The following is a 19,346-nucleotide window of genomic DNA, read 5'->3' on the forward strand; positions in this document are numbered from 1 at the left end:
TCCATGCACCGCCCAATATGCTACTGTTGGATATGCAATATCTAAAAATTTACTAATCTCTTGGTAAGTTTTCCCATCATTCATCAACAATAATAATCGACTTTTTAAGATATCCATATAAAAGAAGTTTTATGATGAACGTTGCACCCACCATTGTAGTACTAGGTCAAAATAGCGTGACAGTCGCACGTAAAATAATCAGCGTTCTACCAGGGGCGACGCTATACGGTTTAGAGGGACGCACATCGGGAGTTGATGTCAGCTTTACTAATTTTGGCGAGACGTTGCGCGAGTTATTTGCCCAAGGAACGCCGCTAATTGGCATTTGTGCCGCCGGCATTTTAATTAGGACGTTAGCCCCCCTACTTTCGGATAAACAACAGGAACCACCAGTGTTAGCTGTGGCTGAAGATGGTAGTGCTGTTGTCCCCCTCTTAGGCGGACTTGGTGGAGTAAACGATTTGGCCCGGCGCATTGCTGAAGTGCTTGATGTCAAACCTGCAATTACGACTACAGGCTATTTACGTTTGGGTACAACGCTGTTGTCTCCTCCCCCCGGATACCATTTAGCAAACCCAGACGATGCTAAGAAATTTATCTCAGATGTGCTAGCTGGGGCGCAAGTTAAACTCGAAGGCATAGCACCTTGGTTAAGCGATAGTAAACTGCCTATAGATCCAAAGGGAGATTTGACTATTCAAGTTACAGAACGTTTGGTGACTCCTACAGCCAACTGTCTTGTGTATCACCCAGCAACGATCGCGATCGCAATTAATGACACCATTGATGATGCAATCCCTTTAGTACAGCAGCTACTAGCTGATGCCAAACTAGAAAAAACATCAGTCGCTGGGATATTTGCACCCATGACCGCCGCAGCCAATCCCACAATCCACGCTGTAGCTAGCGGCTTGGGAGTACCTGCCCGCTTTTTTACCCCAAATCAGCTAGAAAGTCTGTTATCACAAGGTTATAGCCCCGCCCAAGCAGCAGCGATCGCAGCCACAGGTACATCTCCCTTATCTTCGTCATCTGCTGACGTGGCGATCGCCATTGCCTCCCAACCAATTGACCCCAACACCATCGGTCACCCACGCGGACGGTTAGCGATTATTGGCACTGGCCCCGGTGGTTCGCAATGGATGTCTCCAGAAGTGAAGGAGATACTGAAGTCGGCAACTGACCTAGTGGGTTATAAAACTTACTTAGATTTAATCGGTTCTCTGGCTGATGGCAAGCAACGCCATGAGTCTGACAACCGTGAAGAAGAAGCACGGGCAAAAATGGCTCTTGATTTGGCCGCATCTGGGCGATATGTCGCTGTGGTTTCATCTGGCGACCCAGGTATCTATGCAATGGCAACAGCAGTTTTTGAAGTGTGCGATCGCTATGCCAAACCCGAATGGGATAATATCGACATTCATGTAGCACCAGGCATTTCAGCTATGCAAGCAGCAGCAGCAGCCATTGGTGCGCCCCTGGGACATGACTTTTGTGCTATTTCCCTGTCTGATATCTTAAAGCCTTGGTCTGCGATCGCCCAACGAATTGCTGCTGCTGCCGAGGCTGATTTTGTAATCGCCTTTTATAATCCTGTTTCCAAAGAGCGTACCTGGCAACTAGCAGAAGCAAGAAATATTTTGCTGCGACATAGAACACCGGATACCCCAGTAGTCTTGGCGCGGAATCTCGGCAGACCAGGACAGACCGTAAAAGCGATCGCACTTGACCAGCTAACACCAGAAAGCGCTGATATGCGGACAATTATTCTCATTGGTTCCACAAAAACCCGAACCATCAAGCGTAGTGATGGTAATCTCTGGGTTTATACACCGCGTCGCTATATCAAAGAGTAAGTACGAGATTAAAGCTATCCTAGCTGCTTTAGCAAGGACAGCTTTCTCATGGATATATCGCTTCCTATCTGCTAGCAGGCGATGCATTTATGACTGTTATACCTCTAGGTGCGATCGCAGATCGTCCAGTGGAGATGTCGAGTTAGTAGGAATCACTGGTTTTGTTGATGTTGGCTTGTCAGGAATAAACTCAAAGCGAATTCGGATTTTACCTTTTTGCCAGCCGCCACCCTGAGCTAGTAAAAGCTTACAGTTTACGCCATTGGCAGCCCAGGCTGAAGCCTTATCTTCGTGTAAGGAGGAGTACTGATACACCAAAGACTCCAGACATTCCATCAATTCTTCACCTGTACATGTTGGAGCCCCCACAAAATTAGCATCCTGAGCCATAGAAACAACATCCTCATCAGACAGAAAAATTTGATTGCTCATTTAGATTTTCTCTTTCGTTAACACAACATGACAGATCAAGCGCCAACTCGATCCGCCTTCCCTAAGTTTTCCCATTGGCTACCAATTACTAAGAAATTAAAACGGCGATCGTGACTATTACGTTAAGGGACTACAGAGAACACAGAGAAATGAGGAGAAGAGAGTTTTTTCACCAGTTTTTGGGTATTTTTTTATTTGGAAGTCCCTTAGAAAAGTTTAGTCAGGTGAGGCAAATCGCCAAAGCGTAGCATCACCTTTTTCTGGATTTCGGCATTGTGAGAGACGGATTTTTCTGGCAAGTTCTTCAAATAATTGGTAATCATTCGGGTCTTAAATCGTTAGATAATTCCACAATCCCCCTAGACCCATCAATCCTTACCCGTTGACCATCTTGCAAAAGCCATGTAGCACCGCGAACATCCATCACTGCGGGAATTCCATACTCACGAGCCACGATCGCACCGTGAGAAAGCCGTCCGCCAACTTCGGCAATTAGCCCTCCAGCCCTTAATAACAAAGGGGCCCAGCCGGAATCTGTGTAAGGTACGACTAGAATAGTATCTCGGTCAATCTCAGGCACGTCTTGTAAATTTCGCAACACCTTAACTCTGCCTTCAGCTTGCCCGTGACTGGCTCCAATACCTTGTAAAATTTGGTCAGAGTACAGCGCAGAAGGAGCTAAGGGGTGAGGGGGCGTATTGCCGTAGACTAAAAGGGGTATTTGAATAAACTCGCTATCTTGGACGAATTGCGATCGCCTCGATTCTACTAATTTATCTAACTCCTCAATTAATTTAGAATCTTCACCCCCAACTAAACGCTGCACTTCATCAAAGTGGAGAAAAAAGATATCTCCGGTTTTCTGGAGTGAGCCAGATTTTAACCAAATATTCTCTAAAGCGACAAAACTCCAACGCAATTCAGCTAACAGCCGTGAATAAACTTCGGTAACTCGTCCTTTAATATCCACACGTTGTTGCACAAAAGAACGTTTGCGCTTACCGGCAAAGATGCTATTAATCGCGTCTTTAGCACCTGATTGTGGTTCATTCCCTTGCATTAACTGCACAAACATCTGCTTAATCATCTGGGGATTCTCCCGCCAAGTGGGAACGGAGATATCAGTTCCCACTTCACTTAAATAGCCGTAATCTTGAAGCAATTCATCAAATGCTTGCAGGATCTTTTCTCCCTCTGGGGTTTGCTTTAACTGCTCAAATACCTGCTGTGGCTCAAACTCAACTAATATCTGCTTGGCATCTGTAGCTATGGCACTGAGCGATCGCAATGCCGCTATCTCTGGAGTCACGCTATTATCAATTTGGCCATCCTTCACCCGGAAAATCGCCTGCCGCAGAGCAGCACTTAAGGGAGCTAAAATGCTGTAATATGTCCCGTGGCGCAGCAACTCTAGAATAAAGTCAATTCTGATTAGCAGCTTGGCTGGTTCCAAATTATCTGCATTTTCCTGCGCCAACTCCGACAACCCAGGAATAAACCTTTGGTGATAATCCCGCTTGAAGTCTTTTTCTAAATTTAATTCCCGCTTCAGCAATTTCCCTAGTCCTGGCAAATTTTCCCAGGTTGACTGTAAGGACGGTTTACTTAATTTAGCTCCTCTAGTTAAAAATTCTAGACTTTCTGGCGGCAATCCCATGCGGAGAAAGATATTTCCTAAGAGGGATGCGTTAAAATAAGCTCTGGAGTAGTGCAGAGTTGCCGTTTCATTAAAATCTAACCCCAAAGCGCGTTCGCCCAAAACTAGAGTAAAAAATTCTCCCCAAACTCCACAAGTTAAGGGACGATTAATTGACCATGTTAAGGGGTGAATTACTCCAGGAATCACTTCAGCAGCGATTTTGCGCGTCCAAATTGGTAGTAGAGTCGTGATCGGTCGAGATTGTAACACCCAAAGCGTTTGCCCGTCATAACTCCATTCAATATCTTGAGGAGTGCCATGATAGCGTTTTTCAAGTCGATGAGCTAAGTATGCAACTTGCTTGATTAATGCTGATGGAACTCGTCCAGTCCCCTCTAATTGCACAGAGGGAGATTTTTCTGTTTCAACGACAAAAGCGCGATATTGCTCTGGTGTGACTTTTCCTGAAACAATTTGCGTGGGGCTACCGGGAAGGGCTTCAATGATGATTGCATCACCCTGCTGAGTAATGGGATCGCGGCTGAAAGCAACGCCAGAATATACACTTTGGACTTGTTGTTGAATCAGCACAGCCATTGCTGTATCATTGGAACCGCGATCGCGCCGATATTGCACAGCAGATGGATGATTGTAAGAAGCTTGAACCTGAGCGATCGCTGACTGCAATGCCTCTGGGCTAGTAACATTTAAAATTGTTTCATACTGTCCAGCCGCAGAAGCCTGTTCTGAATCTTCTCCAATGGCAGAGGAACGTACCACCAAGGGGGATAATTCTGATGGTTGGAGAAATTCTGTCAACACTTCCGGATCGTCAATTGGGGCTAGTACCCATCCCTTTGGGACTGGATAACCCCAGCGCTTAATTTGGGATAATGTAGCCGCTTTTTCTCCGACAATTGCAGCATCTAACTCTTCATCTAAAGAAATCATCGCGCGATCGCCCCGTAAAAATTCCAACATTGCTTGCGATTCTGTTTGCGCCTCTTTAACTGGTAAATTCATATCATTAGGAATTTTGGTATAAATCCAGCCCATTAAACCAGCTAACGCCACAGCAGCAATTATTCTAGGGATATCGCTAATGTGCAGAATTGCCACAAACAGAGGAAAGAGAAGCAAAACCCCAAATTTTACTACCTGTTTCGATTGCAGAATTGTAAAGCTAATACCTGCAAAGAAAGATACAAATAGTGCCACGAGTGGATCGTGTACGACAAATCCCCAGACTACATTTGTCGTACCTGCTCCTCTGCCTATCCAGTATCTACCAATTACCAGAGCGATGAGAGCTATCAATTCCCAAAACGATCCCTCTGGAAAGAAAAGGCGGGTAAGGAAAACTGCCGCAATTCCTTTAAAAGCTTCTGACAAGACTGCCAGAATTCCGACAAACTTACCGCCGTGATAAAACGCAGCTGATACACTAATGTTTCGTGTACCAACTTGTGATAATTGCTTACCCGTAAGCGCGTAAGTAATCCATGCAATCAGGGGTAATCCGCCCAAAAGGGGGCAGATCATTAAAATAACTAAGACACCCCAAGGTTCAAACATTCTGGATTTTGGATTTTAGATTTAAATTTTCCATCTAAAACCTCAAATCTAAAATCTAAAGTTTTTCTGAAATTTTTGATGGTAATTAGGGCGCTTTTATTTATTAGTCACGGAATGGACACTTGGCTACGACGGAAACCGTTTAAGACAAGTGTCCCTCTACGACTACTAATGGTTTTAGTTTAGCGCGTATGCAGCTTGCAGCGCCCAGATGATGAGAGCAGCGATCGATCCCAGAAGCAACACGGTAGAGATAGTGACTACTTTTGGTGAATCTGCACCCTCAAATTTCATAATTCCTCGATTTAAGTCGGACATAGCTTTGTAATCCTCTCTTGTTGGAGCATGAGACATTTGTCCGTTTTGATTGTAGTCCCTCTATTTACGGATGATGTTAAATTCCTAATATTATTTTGTTTAAGCCTCGCAATTTTTCCAACCCCACAATTACTTATTTTTTGAAATGTATCAGTCTTATTTATCAATGATGGGGATTGGGAACTAGGGACTAGGGACTAGGGACTGGGGACTGGAGACTAGAGACTAAGGACTCGAAAACAACTCTTACCCCAATACCCAATACCCAATACCCAGTCCCCAATACCCAATACCCAATATCGGACAATATGTACTAAAATCAATGACTTGAGTCACAAAGAGAGCAATCATGGCATCCATCCGCGAGTTGCACCAACAACTGGTTAAGAAAGAACGTTCTGCCGTTGAAATTACCCAAGAAGCTTTAGAGCGCATTCAAGCGTTAGAGCCGAAACTGCATAGCTTTTTATGTGTGACGGCAGAACGGGCATTAGAGCAGGCCAGTGCTGTGGATGCCAAAATTGCAGCCGGAGAAGAAATCGGGCTGTTAGCAGGCATTCCGGTTGGGATTAAGGACAATATGTGTACCAAGGGGATTCCTACTACCTGCGCCTCTCGAATTTTGGAAAATTTTGTGCCGCCTTATGAATCAACAGCGACGCAAAAACTGGCAGATGCTGGGGCGGTAATGGTAGGTAAAACCAACTTAGATGAGTTTGCGATGGGTAGTTCCACAGAAAACTCCGCCTACCAAGTGACGGCTAATCCTTGGGATTTATCACGAGTTCCAGGTGGTTCTTCGGGGGGTTCTGCGGCGGCGGTGTCGGCTCAAGAATGTGTAGTTGCTCTTGGTTCTGATACTGGTGGTTCGATTCGCCAACCTGCGTCTTTCTGCGGTGTGGTAGGGATGAAACCAACTTATGGTTTGGTTTCGCGTTATGGTTTGGTGGCTTATGCTTCGTCTTTGGATCAAATTGGGCCATTTGCAAACACAGTAGAAGATGCGGCAATATTATTAAGTGCGATCGCAGGTCACGATCCTAAAGACTCTACCAGTCTCAAAGTTGCCATTCCCAACTACGCCGCCAACTTCAAACCAGATTTTAAACCCAGAGGTCAACTAAGGATTGGGATCATTAAAGAAACTTTTGGTGAAGGTTTAGACTCTGTAGTTGAACAAGCTGTTACTAAAGCTGTAGACGTATTACAAGGTTTGGGAGCGGAGATTCATATAGTTTCTTGTCCGCGCTTTCGTTATGGCTTACCCACCTACTACATCATCGCCCCATCTGAAGCGTCAGCAAACTTGGCTCGTTACGATGGCGTTAAATATGGCTACCGCGCTCCTGATGCCGATAATCTGCTATCGATGTACACTCGTACCCGTGCTGCTGGTTTTGGTACAGAAGTCAAACGCCGAATTATGATTGGTACTTACGCACTTTCGGCTGGCTATTACGATGCTTATTATCTGAAAGCGCAAAAAGTCCGCACCCTAATTAAGCAAGACTTTGAAAAGGCTTTTGGGGTGGTTGATGTGTTAGTTTGTCCTACATCTCCCACAACCGCATTTAAAGCAGGGGAAAAAACTACTGACCCCTTGAGTATGTATTTAACTGACTTGATGACTATTCCTGTGAATCTTGCTGGTTTACCTAGTTTAAGTTTGCCATGTGGTTTTGACGATCGCGGTTTACCTATAGGATTACAGCTAATTGGCAATGTACTGCGAGAAGACCAACTGTTTCAGGTAGCCTACGCTTATGAGCAATCTACTACTTGGCATCTGCGTAAACCACAAATATCTTGAAATTGGGAATTGGGAATTGGGAATTGAGCAATGATAATCAATCAATAGTTCTTCAGATCCCCTGCTCCCCATGCTCCCTGCTCCCCATGCTCCCCCTGCTCCCTGCTCCCCCTGCTCCCTGCTCCCTGCCCCCCGCTCCCCACTCCCTGCTCGCTTTTCACTGATTAGTAACCATTGACTGTTGAGTACTGACTTCTGGAGTCAGGGATTCAGATGTAATTTGTGGTGGATTAAGTATATATAAAAGACCCGTAGATGCAGCTACTAATAAGAGAATATAGGTGGCAACAAGGGGTATATATGAATTTGGTTTGTTGTCTGAACTCTTCCGATCGCTCTTGGGGTCTTGACGGACTACATTGCTTATAAGAGTATGTGATAAAGCATTTCCATCCAGCCCTAAAGCATCTCCATAGCGACGGATGAATCCTTGAAGAAAAATAGGCTCAGGCAATTCTTCAAATCGTTCTTCTTCTAAAGCTTGCAAAACACCTGCTCGAATCAGTGTTTGAGCGGCTATTTCTTCTATGCGTATGCATTTTTCTTGTCTTACTTGTCGCAATTGTGTGGTTATTTCCTTTAGCTGCTCTACTTGAGCTTGATTTAAGAGCGTCACAGTCTTCTCCTGTATGGGCTAATTCTACTATTCATATAGTGAGAAGACTTAAAAGCGCATACGTATTATTACTGGATAATTGATTTTAACTAATTTTTTTAATAATAATTAAAGGCTAGCATTATAAATGCTCAAGCAGCTATACATACGTATTTACATAGCTAAAAAAGATACTTTATAGGTAAAAAATAGGGTGTCAAAATCCAGAAGCTGCAATTTATGATACAAGTATTTTGCCAACTCCTACCTTGGGATCGTTATAGCGATCGCTGTAGCCACACTCAGCACTTTTCATCTCTATGCCCAAGCTGTGCGCCCCTACAAATTGGGTGCACCCAAAACAACAGCTTATTTAGCTGAGTGCAACTCCATGCCAAATATTTGTTTTTTTAACCTTTTCCTAGCTGTTTCTTAATATTACTGAGATAAATTGAGTTTGCTAAATAAGAATTAATACTAGTAATTAATGTAGTTATTTTACACTACATACTCAATTTTCTGATAGCGATCTTGCGATCGCTCAAGCCATCAGCGCAGCCTATCCCCCGACTGCAAAGTTCATCTTGGCACCAAGCATTTTTTACTCACAAATAACAATGGCATTTACATTCTCAAGTATTGGCGCTGCAAGATTTTGACTAATGAAATCTACATCTATCTAACTTTAATTATTTAGGAATCGCACCAATACAAATGTCTCCACAATGAGGCACTCCAAGTTAGATTGACCGCACAAAAATTTCTCACTAAACACGTACTATTTATGACATCAACAATTTTTACTCCTGGCGATATAGCGATCGTTGGTTACATTAATAATGGTAGCCCTGACTCCTTCTCTTTCGTTAACCTGGCTGCTATTGGCTCAGGTACAGTTATTTACTTCACTGATAATGGCTGGACTGGTTCAGGTTTTCGAGGCGTATCTAACATTGATGCTGATGGGAATGAGAACGTAATTAAATTTACTGCTAATGTTGATATTCCTGCGGGTACTGTTATTCGCAGCATTGACACATCTTCAGCTAATTTCACTTGGGCTAAATCGGGGTCAGTTGCGCCGCCCGCATCAGGTAATTATGCGGATCTATCTCTTTCCCAAGGTACAGGCTTAACTAACGGCGACCAAATCGTTGCTTTGCAATCTACAGGTACAAGCCCGCTATTATCGGGTTTTACAGCCATTTCTCAAATTGACTACACTGGTGCATTTGAAGATGCCACCTCATCAAATACTGGTAATGTAGCCCCAGGTTTATCTCAGGCTGGTAATACAGCAGTTCTGTTTAACAACTCGGCAACTTCCGCCGCATTCAATCTCAATACACTTAGCAGTGGTACAAAAGCTGAGTGGTTAGCAGCAATTAACAATGCCGCTAACTGGACGTTTGCTGGTGCAACTACTTTACCAACTGGCAGCATTACTGTTTCTGGCGGTGCAGGTTCTCAACCAGACCTCACCATCAGCCAAGCAGATTCCCCCGATCCGGTAATTGTTGGCAACCCCCTGACCTACACTCTTACTGTCAGTAACAGTGGTACTGCCAATGCCAACGGCATTTCAGTAGAATATACTTTGCCCAGTGGGATAATCTTTAACGGCACAACTGTTGCCAACGGCTTTACTGCTAGCCAATCTGGTGGTGTCGTCACCTTTTCTGGTGGCAGCATAAATGCTGGTAGTAATGCTACTTTGACTGTTAGCGTCACCCCTAACTCTACTGGCACTCTTACCAGTGGTACGGCAATAGTAGATCCGAACAACACCATTGCTGAGAGCAACGAAACTAATAATAGTGCTGCTGCGATCGCAACCACAGTTAACAATGTAGTGGTGGGACAAGCGCCAACTATTCAACTAGATACAGCTAGTACCACAGACCTCTTAGACGCTAACGGTGCTTTAGCTACTACAGGAACAGGCGCAATTAGCGGCACCATTGGCAATGCTAACGATCCGGCAAAGACACTGGGCGTAAACTTTACCATCGCCGATTCTGATACTCCTGTAGAAAATTTGACTGTAACAGTCACTAGCAGTAATGGGGCTGTGGTTCCTGACGGCAATCTTACACTAACTGGCACTGGCAGCAACCGTAATCTGAAAATTAATCCTGTAGGCGTTGGTACTGCCAATATTACAGTAACAGTTAGTGATGGTGGTAGTACTGCTAATTATGCGATCGCTTATGCAGCATCGGCGAATAATGGAACTGCTACAACTCAATTTTTAACGGGTACAAGCGATGCTTCTACAGCCATTCCTGTGGGTGGGACATTTTTCTTAGAAGCGGATGATGAAAATCAAGTTTTGCGCCTTTACGATTCCAGCAAGTCGGGACTGCCTGTAACTGGTTTTGACTTTACAAACTCTCTAGGATTGACCCAGACAGACGGTTCTGGCGTGTTAAGAGAGGTGGATCTCGAAGCTTCAACCAAAATAGGCGATCGCCTATTTTGGTTGGGGTCACAAAGCAATAGCGATGATGGGAAAAATCGTCCTAACCGCGATCGCATTTTTGCCACGGATATTACTGGTACAGGAGCATCCACCACACTCAGCTATGTGGGTCGCTACAACTTTTTAAAAGAAGATATCATTAACTGGGATGTCACCAACGGTCATGGCAAAGGAGCAAATTACTACGGCTTGGCTGCCAGCGCTGCAACTAATGTCGGCTCAAAACAATCAAATGGATACAATATCGAAGGGTTGGAAATTGCCCCCGACAACACTACAGCTTATATTGCCTTCCGCGCTCCCCAAGTTCCCCCTTCTGGACGAGCTAACGCGCTCATTGTCCCCGTTACCAACTTTGCTAGCTTGATATCAGCTAGTGGCGGGGGTACACAAGGCTCGTCCCAATTTGGCGCTCCCATCGAATTAGATTTAGGCGGGAGGGGTATTCGGGAAATTCGCAAAAATGCTAATAACCAATACGTAATTATTGCCGGGCCAGCAGGAGACGCAGGAACAGCCCCCAACGATTTCCGCCTCTACACTTGGGATGGCAATCCCAATAGCCAACCGCAATTACGAGCGGCTACATTCCCTCCTAGCTTCAACCCGGAAGGAATTATCACCATCCCTGATAATTTGACAAATACCTCTCAAATTCAATTCGTCAGCGATGATGGCAACAGCGTTCTTTACAACGACGGTACAGCAGCGAAAGATTTATCAGAGAACAATTTCAAAAAATTCCGCACCGATAGTATTACACTGGGCGCTGTAGTCCTGACTCCTCGCATTCACGACATCCAGGGCGCATCTCACATCTCTGGGTTAAATGGGCAAAAAATAGGTGATGTACCAGGAATTGTTACAGCAATCAAATCTAATGGCTTCTATTTGCAAGATCCTAACCCGGACAGCGACGATCGCACTTCGGAAGGGATTTTTGTTTTCACCTCATCAGCCCCAACTGTCCAAGTCGGCGACTCCGTACTAGTTGACGGTACAGTGAGCGAGTTCCGTCCTGGTGGTGCTACCAGCGCCAACCTGACTACTACTGAGATTATTAGCCCCACGATTGGCAAACTCTCTAGTGGCAATGCTTTGCCAACTGCCACAATTCTGGGTAATGGTGGCAGAACCATTCCAACCTCGGTAATTGATAACGACACTAACGGTAATATCGAAACTGGAACGACCACCTTTGACTCTGCCCAGGATGGCATTGATTTCTACGAAAGCTTGGAAGGAATGCTAGTACAGGTAAATAATCCTGTAGCAGTTAGTCCGACTAATTCTTTTGGGGAGATTTGGTTACTGGCAGACAATGGCGCTAATGCCACCGGACGCACAGCACGTGGTGGTATCGCCATTAGCCCTAACGATTTTAATCCAGAGCGTATCCAAATTGATGATACCCTGTTTACTTCTGGTAGCTCACCACAGGTTAACGTCGGTGCTACATTCAGCACGATTACAGGTGTGGTTGATTATAGTTTCAGCAACTACGAAGTTCTGCCCACCTCAGTGACAGTGACTTCTAACACGCTAACCAAAGAAGTTACTAATTTAACTCCCACCACTGACCAATTAACAGTTGCTACCTTCAACGTCGAAAACCTTGACCCAGGTGATGGTGCAACCAAGTTTAACAACCTTGCCAGCCGCATTGTCAATAATCTCAAAGCACCAGATATCATCTCTCTGGAAGAAATTCAAGACAATAACGGGCCGACGAATGATAGCGTAGTTGATGCCAGCGTTACCTTCCAAACATTAATTGATGCAATTACTACTGCTGGCGGCCCCACATATCAATATCGCCAAATTAACCCGGTAGATGATACCAACGGCGGCGAACCTGGTGGAAATATCCGCGTCGGCTTCTTATTTAATCCCAGTCGTGTCAGCTTTGTAGATACCCCCGGCGGTACTTCTACCTCCAGTACCACAGTCAGCAACGTTGGAGGTGTTCCCACGGTTTCTGCTAGCCCTGGTTTGATTGACCCCACTAACTCAGCCTTTACTAGCAGTCGCAAACCATTAGTTGGGCAATTTACTTTTAACGGGAAAACTGTTTATGTAATTGGCAACCACTTTAATTCTAAAGGTGGCGACCAACCGCTATACGGGCCAAATCAACCGCCAACCTTGAGCAGTGAAGTGCAACGCCAGCAACAAGCGACGTTGGTGAAAAACTTTGTCCAGAATATTTTAGCGATCGCCCCCAATGCAAATATAGTAGTAGCGGGTGATTTAAATGACTTTGAGTTTTCCAATCCTGTTAGCACCGTAGAAAACGCTGGACTGACTTCCTTAATTGAAACTCTGCCGCAAAATGAGCGTTACACGTACAACTTTGAAGGCAACGCTCAAACCCTTGACCACGTTTTAGTTAGTAACAACTTGCTCAATAAGCTAGATGGGTATGATGTCGTTCACGTCAACTCAGAGTTTGCCGATCAGGATAGCGACCATGACCCCAGCGTGGCTCGGTTTAATCTGGCTAAAAACAATGCTCCCACAGTGCAACCGCTTGACGACCAAATCATCTCTACTAACAAACCCTTCTCTTTCAACGTCAGTAACAAATTTGCTGACATCGATCAAGGCGATACCCTCACCTACAGTGCTACAGGCTTACCCACTGGATCTAGTATTGTTGCTAATACGGGTGTGATATCTGGTACTATTTCTCAAATTGGTATCTTCGGAGTTACAGTTACAGCTGCTGATGGCCAAGGCGGTAATGTTAGCGATACCTTTGATTTGACTGTTGCCAATAACAAGGCGACATCTGGCAACGACATTATCTTTGTCAGCGAACTTACTGGTTTGAACAAATACATAGTCAATGCTCTAGCAGGGAGCGATCGCGTCATTGGCACTAATAACAATGAATTAATCGACGGTGGAGCAGACAATGATTACCTTGATGGCAAGGGAGGCATAGATGTACTTCTTGGCGGCGATGGCAATGACACAATCTTAGGTGGACTTGGAAGTGATGCACTTTCTGGGGGCAATGGCAATGACCGCTTAGTTGGTTGGGGTGGTGGCACAAACGAAATTGACCTCCTCAACGGCGATCAGGGTGCAGATACTTACGTTTTAGGTGATACTACTTCAGTTTTCTATACCAGTTCTCGCAACAATGACTACGGAGATATTCTCAACTTTCAAGCAAACGATCAGATTCAGCTTAAGGGAGTTGCCAACAATTACTCATTAGGGTCAGCATCAGCCGTGTCTTTAAATAGGTCTGCTGTAGGCATTTTCACCAACAATGGAACGGAATTGATTGCTGTTGTAGAAACCGGGTTAAACCGTAACACTAATTTGGCAACAGATACTCGTTTCGTCTTTGTTTAACGCATCGTTTATCTCACGCAGAGGTGCAGAGAAAGAGTTTGTAATAAAGGCTTTGCAAGAAAAAATATCTCTCAAACTCTCATTTCTCTATGTCGCGCCAGTTGCTACAAGTCGGGGAACCCGCCCAACGCACTGGCTTCTCTGCGCCTCTGCGGTTCCTAACTCCTGCATAAGTCCAATTTTCCAAACACTCTAATATCTTGAATCAACTTCCTAAACTTATGGTCACTACAAACACAATTCGCTTTTCTCAGTTCAATGCTTCCTTAAATCGCAACGCAGAAGGGCAGTTAGTAACCGATCTGTCTACCCCTGATAATCCTCAAGCAAAAGCAGTTGCAGAAATTATCCAGCGTAATGACCCAGATGTACTGCTTTTAAATGAGTTTGATTACTCCCCGGAAGCAGTTCAACTATTCAAACAAAATTACCTTGCAATCAGCCAGAATGGTTCAACTCCCGTTGACTACCCTTACTTTTACATCGCTCCTTCCAACACGGGTATTGCCTCCGGGTTTGACTTGAACAACGACGGCACAGCAGTTACAACCCCAGGTGTAGCCGGATATGGTGATGATGCCTTTGGATTCGGTAATTTTTCTGGTCAATATGGGATGTTGTTGCTGTCCAAATATCCCATTGATACCGCAAACGTCCGCACCTTCCAAAACTTCCTCTGGAAGGATATGCCCAATGCTTTGCTTCCCGACGATCCGACAACACCACAACCAAATGATTGGTATTCTCAGGACGAACTGGCAATTTTACGCCTCTCTTCTAAAAGTCACTGGGATGTACCCATCCAAGTAAACGGTGAGACAATTCACGTCCTCGCCAGCCACCCTACACCCCCAACCTTTGATGGCGCGGAAGACCGCAACGGCAAACGCAACCACGACGAAATCCGCTTTTGGGCAGATTACATAACCCCTGGCAAAAACGATTACATCTATGATGATGCCGGGAAAACGGGTGGCATTGTTGCTGGTTCAGACTTTGTGATTATGGGCGATCAAAATGCCGATCCATTAGATGGTGATAGTTATGACAACGCTATTCGCCAACTCTTGCAAAATCCTAATATCAATACTAATGTCATCCCTACCAGTCTGGGTGCGCGCCAACAAGCAGACTTACAGGGTGGTGCAAACGCTAGCCAAAAGGGAAATCCTAGCTTTGACACCGCAGACTTTGCTGATAACACTCCCGGAAACCTGCGGACTGACTATGTGCTACCCTCCGCTGACCTGACAATTGCCGACTCAGGAGTATTTTGGCCTCTAAATACTGACCCGACATTCTCCCCAGTCGGTACTTTCCCCTTCCCCAGTTCTGACCATCGCTTGGTGTTCGCAGATGTGCAAGCTAAACCAACTCAATCAGGTAATACCATTCCTAATGTAGGCTTTGAAAGACAGACTACCTTTGCTACTGGCTTTATTCCTGCTGGTGCTGCGGGAACTGTAAATGGAGTAGAAACTCCATTAGGTGGATTGTCTGGTGTTACTTATGATGCAGAGAACAACCGCTACTATGCTATCTCAGACGATCGCTCTCAAGTTGCCCCTGCCCGTTTTTATACTTTCACTGCTAACGATTCCGGGGTGACTTTTACCAATGTCACAACCCTAAAAGATATTAACGGCAACTTTTTTGCACTAAATAGTCTTGACCCTGAAGGCATTGCTTTTACCAACAATGGTAATGTTTTCATCTCTTCAGAAGGCGAAGTTAATCCTACTGCTGGTCGGGTTACTAATCCCTTTATTAAAGAATTTTCGCTGATAACAGGGCAAGAAGTGCGATCGCTATCTATCCCCAGCAAATTCCTACCAGTAGTTAAAGATACCAACAACAATGGTATTGTAGATGCCGGAGATACGCAGACATCAGGCGTATACAATAACCTGGCATTTGAAAGCCTCACCATCACACCCGACCAGAAAACCTTATTCACCGCCACTGAAAACGCACTGTCCCAAGATGGATTAAAGGCTTCGCTGACCAGTGGTAGTCCTTCTCGAATTCTGCAATATAATCTAGTTACTGGACAACCAGAAAAAGAATACCTCTACATCACCGATGCAATTCCCGAAGCACCCAACCCAAGCACAGGCTCTGCTGACAATGGTTTGGCGGATTTATTGGCAATAGATAATCGTGGTACTTTCCTCGCGTTGGAACGCTCATTTGCCCAAGGTGTAGGCAACACCATCAAAATCTACGAAGTTTCTTTGCAAGGTGCAACTGACATTAGTTTCTACGATTCTCTCAATAATTTGAGTGCCGATCAATTAGCAGCTATTCAACCCGCCCAAAAGCGTCTGCTGTTGAATTTCACTGACCTCAATTTGCCTACTGATGCAAATCACCCAATTACAGGAGTGGATAATATAGAAGGTCTTGCCTTCGGCCCTAAACTAGCAGATGGTCGTCAGTCTATTGTGCTGGTGAGTGACAATAACTTTAGTGGCAGTCAATATACTCAAATTCTTACCTTGGGTGCAGACTTAGTTCCCACTGCTGCACCTACGTTAGAAACTCGTCCTAGTTTATTTGACGATGAAGATCCAGCACTACCTACTGTAGATCAAAATGCCGATGCTGATGATCCTGCCATCTATGTTAATGCCACAAATGCTGCTGATAGTTTAGTACTAACATCAGTAAAAAATGCCGGACTACGGGTTTATGATTTGTCTGGTAATTTGTTGCAGACACTTAATCCTGGTGGCATTCGCTACAATAACATTGACATGCAATACGGTTTTAAATTAGGCAATCAATCTATTGATATTGCCGTAGCTAGCGATCGCGGCAACGATAAACTAGCAATCTTCAAAATTAACCCCAACCCCACCACCCCCGGACAATACCTGAAAGATATCACCGATAGCAGTATTGGTACTATCTTCCAAGCATCGCCTTTTGAACCTCCCTATTCCGCATCAACTCGTAGTTCTTACGGAGTTACCTTATACCGTAGCCCTGTAACTAATGATTACTATGTTTTTACCAGTCGCCGACAAACTGGAGATATAGCTCAGTTCAAATTGATTGATAAAGGTAATGGCCAAATTGGCGCGGAACTGGTGCGGGAGTTCACCATCCCCTCACCCACAGCAGCAGACCGTTCTCCCCAAACAGAGGGTATGGTAGTTGACCAAGAAACCGGCTTTCTTTACATAGCCCAAGAAGATGTAGGTATCTGGAAATTCCATGCAGAACCGGACGGTGGCACAACAGGTAAGCTGATCGATCGCGTCCGTTTTGAGGGTGGTTCTCACCTAACTGATGATACCGAAGGGTTGACCATCTACTACGGCAAAAACGGCACAGGTTATCTGCTAGCATCCAGCCAAGGTGATAGCACCTTTGTTGCCTACACTCGTGAAGGAAATAACGAATATGTGGGTAACTTTGCCGTTGGTAATAATGGGTCAATTGATAGCGTGCAAGAGTCAGATGGTGCTGATGTAATTAACGTACCATTGGGGCCTAACTTCCCATTTGGTTTATTTGTCACTCAAGATGGCTCCAATGAACCAGCCGAAACCATTGATGGCGAAAATGTCAACTCTAACTTTAAGTTGGTGCCTTGGGAAAATATCGCCAATGCCTTGCCCAATTCTCTAAATATTGATACCACAAGTTACAATCCCCGCAATCCGGTTAACTTGACAGGTGTACAGCCGACTTTGCCTGATAGCTTTGGTTCTAGCAACAGCGATAATGTTACAGTTGAGCCAGAAAAAACATTCTTTGCAGGTGAAGGGGCAGATTTTGTCGAGGGTACTGAAGGTAACACAATCCAGGCTGGAAATGGTGATGACACCGTACTTGTAGGTAGTAACTCTTCAGTATCCGGCGGAGATGGTAACGATCGCATATTTATCGGTCAAAATGGCGCGGCTCAAAATAGCAGTGCTGATGGTGGCAATGGTGATGATGTTATTACCGTAGTAGAAGCCAATGGTAGTAATAATTTGTTTGGGGCGGAAGGTAATGATACTCTCACAATAATTGAAGGTTCTCGCCAATCATTATTCGGTGGCTCAGGTGACGACAGCCTCACCAGTAACGGCAGCAATAACCGTCTGTATGGCGGTTCTGGAGATGATAAACTCTTCTCCAGTGTGAATGATTCGCTATTTGGTGGCGATGGCGATGATGTCCTATTTGCTGGTCAAGGAGGTGGCGATCGCCTCAGTGGTGGTACTGGTGCCGATCAATTCTGGATTGCTAATGCCAGTCTGCCAACTAGCAAGAATATCGTGACTGATTTTGCGATCGCCATTGACAAAATCGGCCTTGGCGGTATTGGTGTCACTCAATTTAGTGCCTTGACTCTATTGCAACAGGGTAGTGATACTTTGGTAAAAATCGGAAATACAGAGTTGGTTTCATTAGTGGGAATTACATCAACTAGCCTCACAGCAAATGACTTTGTTTTTGCTGCTAGTGTGGTTTAGTTTGTTTGCCTAGCTTCTGATAGACAAGTCTTTCGTAGGGACGTATAGCTGTACGTCCCTACAGCCTATTTATGGGATAGGAAATTTAAGGCGATCGCTAGCCAATTCAAATTAAAAAAATTTAACTTTTATCTATTCGTAATTTCAGGAATAAACTAAGCTGTTCGTCATCTAGTTTTACAAGGTAATCTAAGAGGATGTTTGAAAAGTTCTCTAATCGGTATCAAAAATTTTAGATCCCTCTAAATCTCCCTTAAAAAGGGAGACTTTGATTCCGGTTCCCCCCTTTTTAAGGGGGGTTAGGGGGGATCTAAAAGCGCCTAAAATCACAGCAAAACACTTTTCAAACACCCTCTAAGACAGGAACCGGTTCTAGGTGCTAAATTATCAAATTTATGTAAATGCGCGACAGCTTATACAATAAAGTGGATCAAAAATTATTTTTTATTTAAATGTATTTTAATCTTTTCTTCTGTTTAACTTATTCTTTTCTTAATCTTTCAATGGAAACATCTTTAATAATGGTCAATTTTTTTCATAACTACTATCGACAAACTTAAGCTTGGAATTTAGTTGCACACGTTTTCACTAACACAGATTAGTAGTTAACATCTGACCATCATCACTCTAGCCTTCAATCACTCTGAAAAAAGATTCGGAATTAAGGGCAACTTTCGACTGAACCGAACTATATTTTTGTAATTCTGAAATGCTCCCATAATTCCGGTTTATAGAGTGAGAAAATGATTGATTTTTACAACAAGCAATGCAATTCAGATAACTGGAATAGCTTGTGATGCC

Annotated in this window: 8 protein-coding genes; 4 read left to right on the forward strand and 4 right to left on the reverse strand. The window is 44.5% G+C overall.

The window, feature by feature from the left end:
* Positions 1-131 precede the first annotated feature (131 nt).
* The gene (gene cobJ / locus V7K55_RS06305) at positions 132-1,856 is read left to right on the forward strand and encodes a precorrin-3B C(17)-methyltransferase (RefSeq protein ID WP_334829294.1); all 1,725 of its coding nucleotides are present in this window, start codon (positions 132-134) and stop codon (positions 1,854-1,856) included.
* 96 nt (positions 1,857-1,952) lie between these two features.
* Here the strand turns inward: cobJ and V7K55_RS06310 are convergent, their stop codons facing one another.
* The 3 genes from V7K55_RS06310 to V7K55_RS06320 form a co-directional block, all read right to left on the reverse strand.
* Complete coding sequence (locus tag V7K55_RS06310) at positions 1,953-2,288, reverse strand: KGK domain-containing protein (protein WP_334829297.1); 336 nt, start codon at positions 2,286-2,288, stop codon at positions 1,953-1,955.
* A 319-nt stretch (positions 2,289-2,607) separates the two neighbouring features.
* Complete coding sequence (locus tag V7K55_RS06315; protein WP_334829299.1) at positions 2,608-5,502, reverse strand: glycerol-3-phosphate acyltransferase; 2,895 nt, start codon at positions 5,500-5,502, stop codon at positions 2,608-2,610.
* Between the two features lie 177 nt (positions 5,503-5,679).
* Positions 5,680-5,856, reverse strand: a complete 177-nt coding sequence (locus tag V7K55_RS06320; protein ID WP_334829321.1) for a hypothetical protein — start codon at positions 5,854-5,856, stop codon at positions 5,680-5,682.
* A 313-nt stretch (positions 5,857-6,169) separates the two neighbouring features.
* Here V7K55_RS06320 and gatA point away from each other — a divergent pair, with 313 nt between their 5' ends.
* On the forward strand, positions 6,170-7,630 hold the full coding sequence (gene gatA, locus V7K55_RS06325; protein WP_334829301.1) for an Asp-tRNA(Asn)/Glu-tRNA(Gln) amidotransferase subunit GatA: 1,461 nt from the start codon (positions 6,170-6,172) through the stop codon (positions 7,628-7,630).
* Between the two features lie 157 nt (positions 7,631-7,787).
* On the opposite strand, the gene V7K55_RS06330 is transcribed toward gatA, so the two are convergent.
* Positions 7,788-8,246 carry a helix-turn-helix domain-containing protein gene (locus V7K55_RS06330; RefSeq protein WP_334829303.1) on the reverse strand — a complete coding sequence of 153 codons (459 nt, stop codon included), beginning with the start codon at positions 8,244-8,246 and terminating at the stop codon, positions 7,788-7,790.
* Between the two features lie 763 nt (positions 8,247-9,009).
* Between V7K55_RS06330 and V7K55_RS06335 the strand changes: the two genes are divergently transcribed.
* A complete protein-coding gene (locus V7K55_RS06335; RefSeq protein ID WP_334829305.1) occupies positions 9,010-14,073 on the forward strand; it encodes a CARDB domain-containing protein in 5,064 nt (1,687 codons plus the stop codon).
* Between the two features lie 221 nt (positions 14,074-14,294).
* The gene (locus tag V7K55_RS06340; RefSeq protein ID WP_334829307.1) at positions 14,295-18,545 is read left to right on the forward strand and encodes a phytase; all 4,251 of its coding nucleotides are present in this window, start codon (positions 14,295-14,297) and stop codon (positions 18,543-18,545) included.
* Positions 18,546-19,346 lie beyond the last annotated feature (801 nt).

Source organism: Nostoc sp. (assembly GCF_036919895.1).
In the GTDB taxonomy this organism is placed as follows: domain Bacteria; phylum Cyanobacteriota; class Cyanobacteriia; order Cyanobacteriales; family Nostocaceae; genus Nostoc.

Coding starts and splice junctions, on each gene's coding strand:
- cobJ (WP_334829294.1), top strand. CDS start 132: ATGATGAACGTTGCACCCACCATTGTAGTACTAGGTCAAAATAGCGTG.
- V7K55_RS06310 (WP_334829297.1), bottom strand. CDS start 2,288: ATGAGCAATCAAATTTTTCTGTCTGATGAGGATGTTGTTTCTATGGCT.
- V7K55_RS06315 (WP_334829299.1), bottom strand. CDS start 5,502: ATGTTTGAACCTTGGGGTGTCTTAGTTATTTTAATGATCTGCCCCCTT.
- V7K55_RS06320 (WP_334829321.1), bottom strand. CDS start 5,856: ATGTCTCATGCTCCAACAAGAGAGGATTACAAAGCTATGTCCGACTTA.
- gatA (WP_334829301.1), top strand. CDS start 6,170: ATGGCATCCATCCGCGAGTTGCACCAACAACTGGTTAAGAAAGAACGT.
- V7K55_RS06335 (WP_334829305.1), top strand. CDS start 9,010: ATGACATCAACAATTTTTACTCCTGGCGATATAGCGATCGTTGGTTAC.
- V7K55_RS06340 (WP_334829307.1), top strand. CDS start 14,295: ATGGTCACTACAAACACAATTCGCTTTTCTCAGTTCAATGCTTCCTTA.